The following is a 13917-nucleotide window of genomic DNA, read 5'->3' as shown; positions in this document are numbered from 1 at the left end:
CGGGCGGATGGCCACAGGCACTGAGCGGGGCCGGATTCGCATGACTTTTCAGAGGCTTCCGGGTCCAAATGCGAGGTTGACGCTGCTTGATGAAGGCTCATATTCTCTCGTTGATACCGTTGGATTTCCTATCCTTCTGATCAGGGGCCGGCAAAGCCGTTACAATCATGGGTTGTCTGACCAGATACTCCGATATTCTAGTGACGCCTACCGACTGTTGGCCAAAGTCTCCCTGCGCCGGCCACCTCTGATGCGGCAGGACGAGCTGCGCCCGGCGGTCTACCATCGCCTGCATCGTCTGCTGCCCGTGATTTCGCATCCGGCAGCGCGGTGGCTCGGGCGTATCGCGGTGCGTGCCTTCTGGCTGCTCTATTTTGCTTTCGTGCTGCTGGTGCTGGCGCTGCGCTATCTGATCCTGCCGAACATCGAGAGTTATCGGCCGGAAATCGAACGCCAGGTCAGCCAGGTGCTTGGCCTGTCGGTCGGCATCGGACGCATTGAAGCTCGCTGGCAAGGAATCAATCCCGACCTGATCCTCTCCGATGTGCGCATTGCCGACGCGCAGGGACAGCCGGCGCTGACCTTTACACGCGTCGAGAGCATCCTCTCGTGGTCGTCGCTGCCACGTTGGCAGTTGCGGCTGCGCCTGTTGCGAATCACCGAACCGACGCTGCATCTGCGGCGCGACCGCGACGGGAATTTGTTTGTTGCCGGCATCGCCGTCGGCAAACCGGACAAGGACAGCGGTATCGCAGACTGGGTGCTGGTCCAGAAGCGCATTCGCATCAACGGCGCAACGGTGGTCTGGGAGGACGCGCAGCGCAATGCGCCGCCACTGATTCTCGAAGATGTGAACCTGGCGCTCGACAACGACGGGCGGCGGCACCGCTTCGGACTGACCGCGTTGCCAACAGCGGAACTGGCGTCAAGAATCGATCTGCGAGGGGATTTTCACGGTAGGGACAGTACGCGCATGGCCTCCTGGAAAGGTCAGCTCTTTGCTCAGATCGACTATGCCGATCTGGCGGTCTGGCGCACCTGGATCGATTACCCGCTGGCCTTGCCTTATGGCCGCGGCGCCGTGCGCGCCTGGGCCGGCTTTGCCGACGGAAGCCTGCAGGAACTGACTGCGGACCTTTCGCTCAACAAGGTCAATCTGCGCCTGGGAAAAGATCTCCCGGCGCTCGAACTCGAACACATGTCCGGCCGCCTCGGTGCGCGCTTTTCAGCAACCGGAGCAAGCGTTGATGGGCGGCGCATCGAACTGGTGACGCGTGCTGTCGAAGGCGACGCACCGGTGCCCGCCATTTCTATCGAGCCGACCGATTTTCACGTCGACTGGCAGCGTCCAGCCACGGCCGGCAGCGTACCGCGTGGTCACGCTACGGCCAGCACGCTGGAACTCGACGCGCTCGCAGCACTGGCGGCCTATCTGCCGCTCGGCGCCGGGTCACGGCAGTTGCTGAATGACTTTGCACCACGCGGACGCATCAGCGAACTGCGTGCCGGTTGGCAGGGCGACGCCGAGAACCTGCAGGCTTATTCGCTGACAGGCCGTTTCGATGGCCTGGCGCTCAAGCCTGGTGGTCGTTTCCCAGGCGTCACGGGCTTGTCCGGCTCGCTCGAGGCCAGCGAACAGGGGGGGACCGTGCAGCTGCGTTCGCAGCAGGTAAACATCGCACTGCCCGACATATTTCCCGAATCATCGATCGCGCTCGACACCCTGAATGCACAAGCCCGATGGAAAATCGGCAAGGGCCAGGTCGAGGTCGAATTGGCGCGCGCCGAGTTTGCCGGACCCGATGCGGCCGGTATTGCGCAGGGCAGCTACTTCAACTCCGGCGAAGGACCGGGCAGCATCGACCTGACGGCAACACTCAGCCGCGCCGACGCGCGCGCGGTCTGGCGCTACCTGCCGGCAGCGATCAACGTCGACGCGCGTCACTGGCTGCGTGACGCCCTCAAGGCTGGGGCGGCGAGCGAAGCCAAGCTCATCCTGAAAGGCGATCTGGCGAAGTTCCCGTTTCTCGACCGCAAACAGGGACAGTTTCTGGTCACCGTCAAGGCGCAGGGAGTGACCCTGGATTACGGAACCGGCTGGCCGTTGATCAGCGGTATCGATGCCGATCTTCGCTTTGAAGGGACCGGCATGGTGGTGATGGCGCGGCGTGGCACGATTCTTGGCGCCCGATTGACCGAGACGCACGCCGAGATTCCCGACTTTGATGCACCGGTGTCCACCCTCAGAGTGAGGGGGCGTGCCGACGGAGAGACGTCGGAATTTCTGAAGTTCATCAAGCTCAGCCCGGTCGCGGGCCAGATCGACCACTTCACCGACCAGATGAGTGCCATCGGCAAGGGTCATCTGGATATTGCGCTGGAGATTCCGTTGGCCGAGGCACGGCTCGGCGAATCCAGGATTGCCGGCACCTATACCCTACTGGCCAACGAAGTGAACGTCGACCCCGCGCTGCCCCCCCTGCAGCAGGTCAAGGGAAGCCTGCAGTTCTCCGAAACCAGCCTGCGCGTACCGGAGATCAACGCCCAACTGTTCGGTGGCCAGGTCAGGATTAGCGGTGGGTTACAGGACGGCAAGGTGCTGGTGATGGCCGAAGGCACGCTGGCCGTGAACGACTTGCGGCGGCGCGCGGAATGGCCGCTGCTCGACAAGCTATCCGGAAGCACCGCTTATCGTGCCGAGTTAAGGGTCCGCAAGCGCGATATCGAGCTGATGCTGGACTCTAATCTGGTCGGCGTCGCGTCGACCCTGCCGGCACCCCTCGGCAAGAGCGCTGGCGACGCACTGGCCCTGCATTTCGAGATGGCGCCGCAGCCGGCGACCAATATGCGTGCCGCAGAGCCGATTCGCCGCGAGCAGTTGCGCGCAACCATCGGCAATGTGTTCAACATGCAGTTGATCCGCCGCAAGCAGGGCGACGAGACTTTTCCGGAACGGGCGGCGATCATGGTGGGGCGGCCATTGGCAGTGTTGCCGGAACGCGGATTCAACATTGGGATCAGCGTCCCGTCACTGGATGTCGGCTATTGGCAAGCACTGCTGCAGCGCGGCGGCGATGAAGAGGGTACCGGTTCCGGCCTTCCGGTCTCGGTCGATCTCAAGGCGGACGAAGTCATCCTGCTTGGCTCCTCCTACACCCGGGTCAGCATGGGGGTGTCGGGGGCGACTTCACAATGGCGGGGGGCAGTGCAATCGGATCAGGCGGTCGGCAACTTTGTCTGGGATGGATCGGGCAGCGGCAAGCTGAAGGCGCAGTTCAAGAAATGGCGCCGTCCCGAGAAGGTGAGCAAGGACGCAGAACCCGGAGAGGCGCTCAAGAAGCTGCCGGCCCTCGACATCGTGGTCGATGACTTCACGGTCGGCAAGCATCGCTTTGGGCGTCTGGATATGCAGGCGCACAACGATGGCGGGATTTGGCGGCTCGACAAGATCGAATTGCTCAACCCCCATGCAAGGCTGTCTGGCAGCGGGCAGTGGCAGATCAGCGCGGCCAACCGCACGCAACTCGATTTCACACTGGAGAGCAGCGATGTCGGCAAGTTGCTCGACCGGCTGGGATACGCCGGAGCGGTACGTGCCGGCAACGCGACGATGAAGGGGAAAATCGGCTGGAACGGGGAACCGGATCGGCTCGACTACGCGACGCTGAGTGGTGACATGGAACTCGATGCCAGCAAGGGACAGTTCCTGAAGCTCGACCCAGGGGCTGGCAAGCTGCTCGGCCTGATCAGCCTGCAAGGCCTGCCGCGTCGCCTGAGCTTCGATTTCGGTGATGTCTTCAGCGAAGGTTTCGCTTTCGACAGCATTCACGGCAAAATGACGGTCAACAGCGGGCTGATGCACACCCAGCGCCTGCAAATCGATGGCCCGGCGGCGCACGTGGTGATGCGTGGCGACGCCGACCTGAAAAATGAAACACAGCATCTCAGGGTGACCGTGCAGCCCGAACTCGGCAGCAGCGCGGCTCTGGGAGTCGCCGTGATCAATCCGCTGGCCGGCATCGCCACCCTGCTGGCGGATAAAATTTTGCAGGGTCCGCTCAACAAGGTATTTGCTTTCGAGTATCTGGTTACCGGCAAATGGGACGACCCCAAAGTGGAGAGAATTTCCCGCTCGGGGGCCCCGACGCCGCCCGCTGACTTGCCAATCCCCGCCAACCCCGACCGGAGTCCGCAATGAACCCCCACCTCAGTGATCTGCCAGGCGACCCGCCCGCTGTCCCGACACTGCGGGTCGCTGCGCTGCAAATGGTTTCGACACCGCGCGTCGAGGAGAACCTGCGCGCCGCTGCCCGCCTGATCGACGAAGCGGTCCTGCAGGGCGCCGAACTGCTCGCGCTGCCCGAGTATTTCGCGATCATGGGGATGCGTGACGACGACAAGGTCAAGCTGCGGGAAATCGATGGGCATGGACCCATCCAGGACTTCCTGGCAGCGAGTGCCCGCGCACACGGCATCTGGTTGATCGGCGGCTCGCTGCCGCTGTGCAGCGAGCATCCCGACAAGGTCCTCAATTCGAGTCTGGTCTACGATCCGCAGGGGCAGCGAGTCGCGCGTTACGACAAGATCCACCTGTTCGGCTTCCGGCAGGGTATCGAGTCCTACGATGAGCGGGCGACGATCGAAGCCGGTCGTCAGCCGGCCGCCTTCAGCACGCCTTTTGGCCGGGTTGGCTTGTCGATCTGTTACGATCTCAGATTTCCGGAGCTTTATCGTTCGCTAGGCGTTACCGAGTTGCTGGTCATTCCGGCAGCCTTTACCGAAACCACCGGGCGGGCACATTGGGAGATTCTGTTGCGGGCGCGGGCAATCGAGAATCAGTGCTATGTGCTGGCCGTGGCGCAGGGCGGCCGCCACCAGAACGGGCGCGAGACGCATGGCAACAGCATGCTCGTCGATCCCTGGGGAACTATCCTTGATCGCAAGCTCAAAGGACCAGGAATCGTCATCGCCGACCTCGAACGAGCCCGCCTCGACGAAGTCCGAGCCAGCCTTCCTGCACTCGGGCACCGTGTCATGTAAGCGACGGTGCGATCCCTCACCTCCGGCCCTCTCCCGCATGCGGACAAGGGGAGATTCACGAGTCGCTGACGCGACTTGCACGGAAACGGCAGCAACCATGGAAATTCAATGACCACAAACGCTCAAACCCTTCTCGCACAGGCCAAAAAAACCCTGCTCACGCCCTACGGCCTGGATGTTGCAGACCTGACACGGGTATTCGGCAAGATCATGGCGCACCAGGTCGATTATGCCGACCTCTATTTCCAATACAGCCGTTCCGAGGCCTGGAGCCTCGAGGAGGGAATCGTCAAGGCTGGCAGTTTCAACATCGACGAGGGGGTCGGCGTACGCGCCCTGTCGGGGGAAAAAACGGCTTTTGCCTACTCCGACGATATCAGCGTTCAGGCCCTCGGCGATGCCGCCGCGGCAGTGCGGGCGATTGCCGCGGCCGGGCAGGAGCGGCGCGTGCCGACGCTGAAGAGACGCAGCGGGCATCGCCTGTATGTGCCACAGGACCCGCTCGCTTCGCTCGACGCAGCCAGCAAGGTCAGACTGCTCGAACGTCTGGAGACGCTGGCACGCGCCGAGGATCCTCGGGTGACGCAGGTGATGGCACATCTCGCCGGCGAATATGAGGTGATTCTGGTGGCCGGCAGCGACGGCCGGCTGGCGGCCGACATTCGGCCGTTGGTACGGGTCTCGCTGACGGTCATCGTCGAAGCAGCCGGCCAGCGCGAACAGGGCTCGGCGGGCGGCGGTGGCCGTACCGATTACGACTGTTTCAACGATGCCGTGCTGCAGGGCTATGCACGCGAAGCCGTGCATCAGGCGCTGACCAATCTCGTCGCGCGTCCGGCGCCGGCGGGTACGATGACGGTTGTCCTGGGTTCTGGCTGGCCGGGCATCCTCCTGCACGAGGCCGTCGGGCATGGACTGGAAGGCGATTTCAACCGCAAGGGCAGTTCGACCTTTGCCGGCCGCATCGGCAGCCGCGTCGCCTCACCGGGAGTCACCATCATCGACGATGGCACGATGGCCGAACGGCGTGGTTCGCTGAACATCGATGACGAAGGCCATCCGACGCAGCGAACGGTCTTGATCGAAGACGGCATCCTCAAAGGCTACATGCAGGACAGTCTCAACGCCAGGCTGATGGGTGTTTCCCCGACCGGCAATGGTCGCCGCGAGTCGTTTGCGCACCTGCCGCTGCCCCGCATGACCAACACCACGATGGCAAACGGCGACAAGAGCGTCGAAGAGATCATCAAATCGGTCAAGAGGGGCATCTATGCGGTCAATTTTGGTGGCGGGCAGGTAGACATCACCAACGGCAAGTTCGTCTTCTCGATGTCCGAGGCGTACCTGATCGAAGACGGCAAGGTGGGCTCACCGGTCAAGGGAGCGACCCTGATCGGTAGCGGATCGGAGGCCATGCAACAGGTGTCGATGATCGGCAACGACATGCGTCTAGACCCCGGCGTCGGTACCTGCGGGAAGGATGGCCAGAGCGTGCCGGTGGGCGTTGGCCAGCCGACCCTGCGCATTGAAGGTTTGACAGTTGGCGGGACGGCCTAGTCATGTGGGCGATCCCGCTCCTGTCGAAGTTATCCGCGACGCTGTCATGGCTGCTGTGCTGTCTTTTCCTGGCAAGTACGGGGGCGCCGGTCATCGCCGCCGAATCGGCCCATCTGCAGGAAGCGACCCTCCACTATCATTTCCGGCCGATCGTCACCTTCCGAACGACCCTGATGGGCATGACCCCCGAGACGCGTGTCCGCAGGGCGCTGGCTCGCCTCGATACCCTGGCTGCGAACCAGATGGGGGAGCCGGTCGAAGTGACGCCATTCACGGTTGACGGCAAGCGTGGAATCAATTTGCGGATTGGGCAACTGGTTCTCTTCAACGTCCTGGAGGGGGACCTGGACCCCGAAGAGAAGCTCTCGCTCGACGAAGCGGGGCGGCGTGCGGCCAGTGAGATGCAAGCAGCGCTGCAGGCGGCAAGCGAGCAAAATCGTCCGATGGTGCTGCTGAAGGGGGCCGGACTATCGATACTGGCCACCGCCATTGCGCTGCTGCTGCTGTGGCTGATTCGTCGCGCGACGACGCTGATGGTACGCCATTTACAGGTAGTCATCGAAGCCGAGAATGCCTCCAGCCGGCTTCGCTGGGCACGTCACGGCTGGTTGTTGGTGAAGCGACTCGCGCAATTGCTGATGGGCTTTCTGTGGTTGAACGTCGCCTATCTCTGGCTGACCTACGTGCTGGCACGCTTTCCGCTCACCGAGCCGCTCGGTGACCGCCTGACCGACTTTCTGTTCGGGTTGCTCGAAACACTCGGTGCCGGCCTGCTCGGCGCCATGCCGGCGCTGACCACGGCACTGGTGATTCTATTCCTGACCAAGGCCTTCAACGATGCGCTCGGCAACTTCTTCAAGGCCGCCAAGGAAGGCCGGGTGCAGGTACCTGGACTACACCCGGAGACGGTCACCGCAACCCACCGGCTCGTCAACATCCTCGTCTGGGGCTTGGGAATCGCCATTGCCTACCCGTTCATTCCGATGTCTGACAGCGACGCTTTCAAGGGCTTGTCGGTAATGTTCGGCTTCATGTTGACGCTCGGCTCGGCGGGGATCGTCAACCAGTTGATGAGTGGTCTGGTGCTGGTCTATTCGCGCGCACTATCGGTCGGTGATTTTGTCGACATTGGTGAACATGTCGGTGTGGTCAGCGAGGTTGGCGCGCTGTCGACCAAGATGATCAACATGCGCAACGAGGAGGTGACGATTCCCAACGCGGTTCTGGTCGGCAATCCGATCCGGAACTACTCGCGCCTGGCCGGCGCGCGTGGCACGCTGGTGTCGACCAAGGTGACCATCGGCTACGATACGCCGTGGCGGCAGGTGCATGCGATGCTGATTGCCGCCGCCGAGCAGACACCGGGTTTGCGGGTGCTCCCCAAACCATTCGTCTATCAGCGTAGTCTCGCCGACTGGTATGTCGAATACGAACTGTTCGCGCACATGGACAAGCCGCTCGAGCGGGTGCCGGTATTGTCGGCGCTGCATGCCAACATCCAGGACCAGTTCAACACCTATGGGGTGCAGATCATGTCGCCGCACTTCGTCAGCCAGCCCCGCAACAATGTAGTCGTGCCTCCAGAGGGGTGGCATGCGCCGCCGGCAGCGCCGGACGCCCCGCCACCGCAGCGCTGACCGCAGCGCGCAAGCCTCGAAAGTCTCAATGATCAGCTTCGCCACCACCGTTTTCCTCTCGGCCTTCCTGCTGTTCCAGATTCAGCCGATCATCGCCAAGATGATCCTGCCGTGGTTCGGTGGTTCGTCGTCGGTGTGGAGTACCTGCCTGGTCTTTTTCCAGGCCGAACTGCTGCTTGGCTACCTGTACGTACACCTTCTCCACGAGTGGCTTTCTCCTCGCCGCCAGAATGTCGTGCATGCCGTCCTGTTGCTCCTGAGCCTGGCGACCCTGCCGGTGATTGCCGATCCGGCGTGGAAGGAAGCGGCGTTTGCCCATCCGACCTGGAACGTACTCGTCGTTCTTGCCTCGGCGGTCGGCATGCCCTATTTGCTGCTGTCAACCACCGGGCCGCTGATGCAGGCCTGGTACGCACGATCATTCACGAGCCTGATGCCCTACCGGCTGTACGCACTCTCAAATTTGGCATCGATGCTCGCACTGCTGAGCTACCCGGTACTCGTTGAACCATACTTTCCGGTTTTCGAGCAAGCCTGGGCCTGGTCGGTGGCATACGCCCTCTTCGTCCTGGCGTGTCTGGGCAGTGCCTGGCAGTCGTGGAAAGGGGTAGCCAGCGAAGTCGAAAGGCCACATGCCGATGCGGCACCTCGCCCGGCATGGAGCGAGTGTCTGTTGTGGGTTGGTCTGGCTATGACCGCCTCGATCCTGTTGCTGGCGATGACCCGCCATCTGACGCAGGACGTCGCGCCGATTCCTTTCCTGTGGGTCTTGCCGCTAAGCCTCTATCTGCTGAGTTTCATCCTCTGCTTTGATGCCCCAAGGTACTATTACCGGCCCGGATTCCTCGTGGCGCTGCCGATCGCCTTGCTGGCTCTTGACCGGGTTCTCGACGGCGGCAGCCTGCCGGTACCGATCCTCATTGCCGCGATGTCGCTGTCCCTGTTCATCTTCTGCATGGTCTGTCACGGCGAGCTGGTCAGGCGCCGGCCAGCGGTTCGCCATCTGACCCTGTTCTACCTGATGCTCTCGATTGGCGGCGCGCTCGGCGGGAGCTTTGTCGGGTTGCTGGCGCCGGCCGTGTTCGAGGCCTACTTCGAACTGCCGATCGGCCTGTTCCTCTGCGCTCTGCTGGTGGTCATCGTTCTCTGGCACGATCTCAAACCGGCGTGGCGCTGGCTGCTGGCGGTCGTGCTGCTTGCCTACGGCTGTCGTCTGGTCGGGATCTCGGTCGACTACGTCCAAGACTACCGACATGTGCTGCGCAACTTCTACGGCCAGTTGCGTGTGCTCGACAAAAACGACGAAGCGCTGGGTCTGAAGCGCACGATGTTGCACGGGGAAATTTACCACGGAGAACAGTTCATCTCCCCCGCCTACAACCGGCGACCCACGGCCTACTATTGCGAGAAGTCGGGGATTGGCCAGGCGCTACTCAATCTCGCCATCGACCGGCCACGGAAGATCGGGGTTCTTGGTTTGGGCGCCGGGACACTCGCCAGCTACGGCCGGCCGGGGGACGAAATGCGCATGTACGAAATCAACGAACAGGTACTCGACCTGGCTCGCAGGGACTTCAGCTACCTTGCGGATAGCGCAGCGCAGATTGTTCCGGTGCTCGGGGATGGTCGCCTGATGCTTGAAAGCGAAGCGGTCCAGCACTTCGATCTGCTGGCGATCGATGCTTTCTCCGGCGACTCGATCCCGACGCATCTGCTGACCATCGAGGCCATCCGGGCCTATCTGCGCCACATCAAGAACGAGGGTGTGCTGGCCATGCATATCACCAACCGCTATCTCGATTTGCGACCGGTCGTTGCTGCCGCCGCCCGGCAGCTCGACATGCACGCCCTGATCGTCACACTCGATGCGGATGCGGACGATGCCTTCTGCCGCGATTCGGTCTGGGTGATGATGGCCCGACCCGAAGCTGCGCTGGGCCTGCAGGAAAAGATCCGGGGGGCAGCGCCGCTTGTCCCGCGACCGGGCTTCGCGGTGTGGACCGATGGTTTTTCCAACTTGCTGAAAATTCTGAAATGAGTGCCGGGTATGGAGCCATGGCGTAGTGAATTGGGAGATGGCACATGGACGAGCAAGGCATCACTTCCAGAGCCAAACTGACACCAGTCACGGTACTGGTGGTCGACGACCACCCGGCCCTGCGTGCCGGCCTGCGCAGCCTGATCGATTCCGATCCTGCCCTGCGTGTACTGGCGGAAGTGGAGAGCGGCGAGGCGGCCTACGCCGCCTACCGCACGCACTGTCCGGACACCGTGGTCATGGACCTCAGCATGGAAGGCTTCGGTGGCATCGAAGCCATCCGACGCATTCGCAAGCTTGATCCACAGGCCGCCGTCCTGGTCTACAGCGTGCACGATTCGCAGGTGTTGCTCGAACGAGCGCTCGAGGCCGGAGCCATGGGTTTCGTCACCAAGGGCAGCAACGTTGAAACACTGTTGCTGGGGCTCAAGAAAGTGGCGAAGGGCGAATCCTTCGTCAGCGCCGACCTGTTGCCGGCACTGCTCGACCGCCACCGTCCGTCGGGTGCCGCGCAGTTCAACCGCCTGACGCAGCGTGAATTTCAGGTTTTCAGGCTGCTCAGCGAGGGGCACTCGCTGTCCGAGTGCGCGAGTATTCTCAATTTGAGCAGCAAGACGGTCAGCAACCATTTCACCCAGATCCGGGCCAAGCTCGGTGTTTCCAGTCTTGCAGAAATGGCACATATGGCCATTCGTCAGGGTCTGATCGAACCCTGACGCGACCCGACCGCCATTTCTGCAGGGGGCCCCACGCTCGGCAGGAGCACCCGCACGCGCGTGCCAGCGCCGTGCCAACTGCGGATCTGCAGCGAGCCGCCGAGACTGAGGACGCGTTCGCGCATGCCGGCCAGACCGAAGCCCGCATGCGGTGCGCCCACGTCCATGCCGACGCCATCGTCCCGGATGAGCAGCCGAAGGGAGTCTCCGTGCTGCCGTCTGGCGAGGACCAACCGCAGCCGCTTGGCGTGCGCATGTTGCGTGACATTGTTCAGGCACTCCTGGACGATGCGATAGATGGCCACCCGCACTGGCGCTGTCGGGCAAACCAGCTCGTGATCCAGTGAGGCCCGCCACTTGATTTCAGGATGCTGTTGTCCCCAGACCTCGAGTAGGCTGGCAAGCGCTTCGACGATGCCAGCAGCATCGAGAATGTTGGGGCGCAGACCTTCCATCAGGCGGTGCGACACCTGGTAGATGGCGCGTGCGGAATCCTCGATCGCCTGCGCTGCGGCCTTGATCCATTCGCGATCGTGTCCGCCATTATGTTGAATGGCCCCGGCAAAGGCGCGAATCGCCGTCACGTGCTGGGAAAGTTCATCGTGCAGTTCGCGGGCCAGCTCCGCTCGCTCATGTTCCTGCACCGAGATCAGTTGGCGCACCAGGCGAGTGTTCTCGTCAAGCAGGAGCTTCGTCGCCTCCTCGGCCAGCTTGCGCTCGGTGATGTCCTGGACGGTGCCGACCATGCGCAGGGCTTCTCCATTGGCGGCGCATTCGACCTGACCGAGGCCGTGCATCCAGCGCAGCGTGCCGTCGCTGGGCCGAATGATCCGGTACTGACGATCGAATACTCCCCGCTCGGCAACGACCTGGTGGAAATAATCGAGCGTTGCTTGCCGATCCGCTGCATGGAGCAATTCGCCCCAGCCGCTGACGGTATGTTCACACGTCGGGCAGATGCCGAATATCCGTTCCAGCATCGGACTGCCGATCCAGGATTCCGAGGGCAGTTCGATCAGGAAACTGCCGAGCCGGCCAAGCTCCTGGGCGCGCTGCAGGGCCTGCTCGCTGCGCTTGATCGGGGTCACGTCCACGACCTCGACGAAGAACCCCTGTACCTCCCCGTTAATGATGTCGGGGATATAACGGGCCAGTGCATGGTTCACCGAATGGCCATCGGGTGACGGGATGGCGCGCTCGAACTGCTGTGCTGCTCCCCCCAGTACGGCTTCGATATAGGGCAGGTTGAGACGGTAGCGTTCCTCGCCGATCACCTCCCGGATATGCTTGCCAGGGATCGTCGCCGGCTCGATGCCGAACCAGTCGCGATAAGCGTGATTGGCGAATCGGTTGCGTAGATTGCGATCCCAGTAGCCGATCATCGACGAGACGCTGTTCAGCAGCGCGTTCAGGTCGCGCTCGCTCTGGCGCTGCCCGAAGCGATGCTCCTTGGGCACACTTTCGGCCAGCTTGTGGGCGCTGATATCACGATGACCGACGACCATTCCCTTGATGGCACCCAGCAAGGGAATGGCGTAACATTCGAACCAGCGTTCGCGATCTGGGGAATGGCAGGGGGACTCAAGCGAGAACAGCGTCTGCCGTCCCGCCAGAACCTCTTCACAGCCGCGCAGGGCAGCCGCTGCCAGCGAATCGATAGCGGCCGCCCTGCGCAATGCCGCCAGATAATCGATGCCGACCCCGGCCGCCAGTGCCGCACTGCCGCCGTAGCTTTCGGCAAAGGTGCGCCACACTTGGTTGATGCTGATGATCACGCCGTGTTCGTCGAGCACGGCGATTGAATCGTACTGTGAGTCGATCAGAGAGTGCATGCGGCCTCCTGGCGAATCCGTATTGGCAACTGCCGCCTTGGTACGTTCCTTAAGCAGCTGCGCAGGGTCGGGTCGCCTGGCAGCCGACTGGTCGAACTAGGTGACGACCGCGCCAAGGGCTATCGCCGCCGCCCGCCCTGCTGCAGGCAGAGAGGTGATGAGCTGGCAGTGCCTTCTCAGTCTGACGGGTGGGCGATGTGGTTACCCGTTAATTATCACTCAAACGCGCACCAACAGCGACTTGTAGTACCACCTAATGAATGTGCAAGGCTTAGCAAGACGGGCATGCCCATTTGCCAAGTGCCCGAAGACAATCAGGATCAGTGGAACCGGCCTCCCGCCGCTGATGTGCTTCCTGCACGTCACCGGGAAATATTCCTGATAGCAACAGGAGTATTACCACTGGTTGAGTTGTTAAGTGAGCGAGAGAATCAATACTGGAGTTCCATTGGTGGAGCCGGGTATGTCTTGTTATTTTGCCGGTCCTCCTTTAATTCCTTCCATCCATCCATCCACATCCGTCTTCGGACTTGTCGGCTGTTACAGTGGGCCAGCGAATTAATGGGCCTCACTTAAAAGTGAAAAAAGTAAAGGAGTTACGCATGAACGACATGACACAGCCAGAAACTGATCACGAGAATTGTGTTGAGGCCTTCATAGCAAGTGCGTGTGCGGGAAAGATCGGTGCGATCCGTCCCCAGGTGGCCGCGGGTTTTGACCTGAATGGCACGGATCGCTTCGGCGATACGATACTTGAACGAGTGATCGGTGACCTGGAGTTTTGCCCCCAAACGCCCAAGTACATGGTGGTCAAGGAATTGTTACGCCTGGGTGCTGATTCCAATGCACGCAGCCGGGATGGTTCCAGCCCACTGATCGTGGCGGTTCTGCACATGGACACCGAGATGTTGCGCCTCCTGCTTGACGCTGGTGCCGATCCCAACGCCGTGCCAATGCACGCCAGCGACGAGTTGCTGTACGACTGGGCGGTCTTCGTTTACCGCTACGAGGTCTGGAATGTCAAACTGCCCGAAACAGCCAAGGTGGCAGACCAGGTCGATCCGGACGCTTGGCTTTGTTATACCGTGCGCGGTCAC

General features: G+C 62.0%; 8 protein-coding genes. 7 read left to right on the top strand and 1 reads right to left on the bottom strand.

The genetic code is table 11. The features are described 5' to 3' along the window. Window positions 1-217 precede the first annotated feature (217 nt). From AW06_RS11985 to AW06_RS11960, 6 genes are all read left to right on the top strand, one after another. Window positions 218-4198, top strand: a complete 3981-nt coding sequence (locus AW06_RS11985) for a YhdP family protein (protein WP_273704636.1) — start codon at window positions 218-220, stop codon at window positions 4196-4198. Beyond that, window positions 4195-5040: a carbon-nitrogen hydrolase family protein gene (locus tag AW06_RS11980; RefSeq protein WP_046536665.1), complete on the top strand. Its 846-nt coding sequence runs from the start codon at window positions 4195-4197 to the stop codon at window positions 5038-5040. Before AW06_RS11985 ends, AW06_RS11980 begins: the two co-directional genes overlap by 4 nt. A 108-nt stretch (window positions 5041-5148) precedes the next feature. Further along, window positions 5149-6597 carry a metalloprotease TldD gene (gene tldD / locus AW06_RS11975; RefSeq protein WP_034950305.1) on the top strand — a complete coding sequence of 483 codons (1449 nt, stop codon included), beginning with the start codon at window positions 5149-5151 and terminating at the stop codon, window positions 6595-6597. Between the two features lie 2 nt (window positions 6598-6599). Next, entirely contained in the window at window positions 6600-8234 is a 1635-nt protein-coding gene (locus AW06_RS11970; protein ID WP_138678903.1) for a mechanosensitive ion channel domain-containing protein, read from the top strand. Between the two features lie 28 nt (window positions 8235-8262). Then, window positions 8263-10272: a fused MFS/spermidine synthase gene (locus tag AW06_RS11965; RefSeq protein ID WP_034950312.1), complete on the top strand. Its 2010-nt coding sequence runs from the start codon at window positions 8263-8265 to the stop codon at window positions 10270-10272. A 44-nt stretch (window positions 10273-10316) separates the two neighbouring features. Beyond that, complete coding sequence (locus tag AW06_RS11960; RefSeq protein WP_273704635.1) at window positions 10317-10988, top strand: response regulator transcription factor; 672 nt, start codon at window positions 10317-10319, stop codon at window positions 10986-10988. On the opposite strand, the gene AW06_RS20520 is transcribed toward AW06_RS11960, so the two are convergent. Beyond that, entirely contained in the window at window positions 10967-12820 is a 1854-nt protein-coding gene (locus AW06_RS20520) for a PAS domain S-box protein (RefSeq protein WP_273704634.1), read from the bottom strand. The genes AW06_RS11960 and AW06_RS20520 overlap by 22 nt on opposite strands. Before the next feature lie 602 nt (window positions 12821-13422). Between AW06_RS20520 and AW06_RS11950 the strand changes: the two genes are divergently transcribed. Continuing rightward, on the top strand, window positions 13423-13917 hold a 495-nt coding region (locus AW06_RS11950), incomplete at its 3' end, for an ankyrin repeat domain-containing protein (protein ID WP_034950301.1).

This window comes from Candidatus Accumulibacter cognatus, from assembly GCF_000584975.1.
Classification (GTDB): domain Bacteria; phylum Pseudomonadota; class Gammaproteobacteria; order Burkholderiales; family Rhodocyclaceae; genus Accumulibacter; species Accumulibacter cognatus.
The sequence above is the reverse complement of the archived record's forward strand: the minus strand, read 5'-3'. Positions and strand labels throughout refer to the sequence as shown.

Coding starts and splice junctions, on each gene's coding strand:
- tldD (WP_034950305.1), top strand. CDS start 5,149: ATGACCACAAACGCTCAAACCCTTCTCGCACAGGCCAAAAAAACCCTG.
- AW06_RS11965 (WP_034950312.1), top strand. CDS start 8,263: ATGATCAGCTTCGCCACCACCGTTTTCCTCTCGGCCTTCCTGCTGTTC.
- AW06_RS20520 (WP_273704634.1), bottom strand. CDS start 12,820: ATGCACTCTCTGATCGACTCACAGTACGATTCAATCGCCGTGCTCGAC.
- AW06_RS11970 (WP_138678903.1), top strand. CDS start 6,600: ATGTGGGCGATCCCGCTCCTGTCGAAGTTATCCGCGACGCTGTCATGG.
- AW06_RS11980 (WP_046536665.1), top strand. CDS start 4,195: ATGAACCCCCACCTCAGTGATCTGCCAGGCGACCCGCCCGCTGTCCCG.
- AW06_RS11960 (WP_273704635.1), top strand. CDS start 10,317: ATGGACGAGCAAGGCATCACTTCCAGAGCCAAACTGACACCAGTCACG.